This window comes from Burkholderia sp. E168m23 (genome assembly GCF_016586125.1).
GTDB classification, from domain to species: domain Bacteria; phylum Pseudomonadota; class Gammaproteobacteria; order Burkholderiales; family Burkholderiaceae; genus Burkholderia; species Burkholderia orbicola.
This window is the reverse complement of sequence record NZ_BCPP01001020.1, coordinates 1-2,432: the sequence shown is the minus strand read 5'-3', so window position 1 is coordinate 2,432 and position 2,432 is coordinate 1. Positions and strand designations below refer to the sequence as shown.

General features: G+C 68.9%; 3 protein-coding genes. 1 reads left to right on the top strand and 2 read right to left on the bottom strand.

The window, feature by feature from the left end:
* The coding region (locus JMF90_RS33430) for a formyltetrahydrofolate deformylase (protein ID WP_201326028.1) at positions 1–761 on the bottom strand (761 nt) is incomplete at its 3' end.
* A gap of 204 nt (positions 762–965) precedes the next feature.
* A complete protein-coding gene (locus tag JMF90_RS33425) occupies positions 966–1,871 on the bottom strand; it encodes a choline sulfate utilization transcriptional regulator (protein ID WP_006480666.1) in 906 nt (301 codons plus the stop codon).
* 240 nt (positions 1,872–2,111) lie between these two features.
* Between JMF90_RS33425 and JMF90_RS33420 the strand changes: the two genes are divergently transcribed.
* A partial coding sequence (locus JMF90_RS33420; RefSeq protein WP_201326027.1) for a sulfatase-like hydrolase/transferase occupies positions 2,112–2,432 on the top strand: 321 nt, incomplete at its 3' end.

Here is a 2,432-nt window from a genome sequence, read left to right as displayed (position 1 = left end):
AGCGCATGATCGACGCGCTCGACGACCTGCTCGATGATCGGGCCTTCGTCGAGATCGTCGGTCACGAAGTGCGCGGTCGCGCCGATCAGCTTCACGCCGCGCGCATGCGCCTGGTGATACGGCTTCGCGCCCTTGAAGCCGGGCAGGAACGAGTGATGGATGTTGATCGCGCGGTTCGCGAGCTTCGCGCTCGTCTCCTGCGACAGCACCTGCATGTAGCGCGCGAGGATCACGAGCTCCGCGCCGCTCGATTCGAAGAAGTCGAGCCATTGCGCTTCCTGCTGCGCCTTGGTGTCGGCCGTGATCGGGAAGTGGCGGAACGGTAGCCCGTGCTGCGCGGCGAGCGGCTCGAAATCGGGATGGTTCGACACGATGCCGACGATGTCCATCTTCAGCTCGCCCATGCGCCAGCGGAACAGCAGATCCGCGAGGCAGTGCTCGAGCTTCGACACCATGATCAGCACCTTCGGCCGCGCATTGACGTCGTGGATCGCCCACTGGTTGTCGCCATCGTGGCCGCCGAGTCCGGCCGCGATTGGCGCGAATTCCTGGCGCAGCGCGTCGATCTGCAGCGTTTCATCCGTCGGATGAAAGACGCAGCGCACGAAGAAGCGGTTGCTGAGATCGTCGTCGAACACGTTCAGCGCATCGACGTAGCAGCGATGGCGATCGAGAAAGCCGACGACGGCGGCGACCTGACCGGCCGCGCTCGGGCACGACAGTGTCAGGACGAATTGATCGGGGCGGTGCTCGGCGGTCATGAGACTCCTCGAATGGCAGGGCGCACGGCCGCGCGGCGGCGCACGACAGCGCCGCGCCGCGCGGGTAGCGGGAGGCTCAAGTAAATCAGGACGATTTCAGCGCGGATAGAACCAACGCGCCGTGTGGCTGGTATCGGTGCGCCAGCGGGCGGGAGCGGGGAAGGGGCGCGGAGAAGCGGAACGGACGCGAAGGCGCGTGCTGCGTCAGGCCGCCGCGCACGCGTCGAGCAGCCAGCGCCGGAACACGTGGGTCGCGTCCGGCTCGGGCCGCTGTGGCGGGCGCACCAGGAAGTAGCCGCGCGACGTGACGACGGGCGCATCGACCAGCTTCACGAGCTGGCCGGCCGCGACGAGTTCGTCGACGAGCGGCGCCCAGCCGAGCGCGACGCCTTCGCCGAGCAGCGCCGCATGGATCACGAGCGCATAGCTGTTGAAGGTCACGCCGCGGGTGGCGGCCGGCGATTCGAGCCCGTGCGCGTCGAACCAGCCCGACCACGACAGCCAGCGCTCGGGGCGCGTCGGCTGTACGTGCAGCAGCGGCAGCGCGAGCAGGTGCTCGGCCCGCGCGACGCCCCGGTGCGCATCGCGGAACGCGGGCGAGCAGACGGGCGTGACGGATTCCGGAAACAGCCGCGCGGCCGTGCACGACGGCCAGTGACCGTCGCCGAACAGGACCGCGATGTCGCCGTGGTCGCGTTGCGCGTCGTAATCCTGTGACGTGACGACGCGCACGTCGACGTCCGGCATCACGCGTTTCAGCCCGGCCAGGCGCGGCATCAGCCAGTAGGTCGCGAAACCGAAGTCGGTGACGATCGTGAGTGCGCCGTGCTCGCGGCGCGCGCGCAACGTCGCGGTTGCGCCGCGCAGCGTGTCGAGGCTCAGCCGCACGGCTTCGTACAGGCACTGGCCGTCGGCCGTCAGCGTGACGCCGCGCGGGCTGCGTTCGAACAGCGGCACGCCGAGTTCGGCTTCGAGCTGGAACACTTGCTGGCTCACGGCCGGCTGCGTCGAGCCGAGCTCGCGCGCGGCGGCCGTGAAGCTCGCCAGCCGGGCAGCCGATTCGAACGCGCGCAGCGCCTGCATCGACGGTAACGGTTCGGGTTTCGACATAAGTCCCTCTAATGGCCCCATAAGGGCCGGACGCCTACCCGCGTGAATTCGGGCGGGCGATAGTGCAGCGGACGGTACGGCACATGCGCTTCGCGCGCCGCCGCGCAATGCATTCGGCAATTCTAGCCAGCGCGGCCCCTGCGCGCGGCAGTTTCTGCGGACCGCCTCCGTCATGCCGGACGTCTCGCTGCCAAGGCGGCGCGCCGTTCCATTCGAACACCGCTTTCCCCACGATCGCCGATGACGAACCCGACACCCAACATCCTGATCCTGATGGCCGACCAGCTCACGCCGTTCGCGCTGCCGGCGTACGGCAACCGCGTCGCCCGTACGCCGACGCTCGACCGGCTCGCCGCCGAAGGCGTGGTGTTCGACGCCGCGTACTGCGCGAGCCCTTTGTGCGCGCCGTCGCGCTTCTCGCTGCTGACCGGCAAGCTGCCGTCGGGGATCGGCGCCTACGATAACGCCGCCGAATTGCCGGCGCAAACGCTGACGTTCGCACACTACCTGCGCGCGGGCGGCTACCGGACGATGCTGTCCGGCAAGATGCATTTCTGCGGG